Raw genomic sequence first — 337 nt, 5'->3', positions numbered from 1 at the left:
ACATATCCCGCTGGAATGCCGCCACCTCCACTATCTGCTGGCGACGCCTTTCCGCTACGGCTCCGTCTATCCATACGGCTCGCGCTTCCGTCGCGCGGGCAAGACCAAAGGCGTCTACTACGCGACCGAGACAGTGCTGACGGCGGTGGCGGAGATGGCCTTCTACCGCTTGCTGTTCTTTGCCGAATCGCCGGCGACGCCATGGCCGAACGACGCGGCGGAATACACCGCCTTCGCCGCCGCGATCAAATGCCGGCGCGCGATCGACCTGACGCGGCCGCCGCTCGATCGCGACGAGAAGGCCTGGACGCAGCCCACCGATTACACCGCCTGCCAG

The 337-nt window shown here is 66.2% G+C and carries 1 protein-coding gene; it reads left to right on the top strand.

The genetic code is table 11. The features are described 5' to 3' along the window. A partial coding sequence (locus EN850_RS34690) for an RES family NAD+ phosphorylase (protein ID WP_136093011.1) occupies positions 1-337 on the top strand: 337 nt, incomplete at both ends.

Origin of the sequence: Mesorhizobium sp. M8A.F.Ca.ET.207.01.1.1 (assembly GCF_004794715.1) — a bacterium.
Lineage (GTDB): Bacteria > Pseudomonadota > Alphaproteobacteria > Rhizobiales > Rhizobiaceae > Mesorhizobium.
This window is presented reverse-complemented; position numbering and strand designations above follow the sequence as displayed.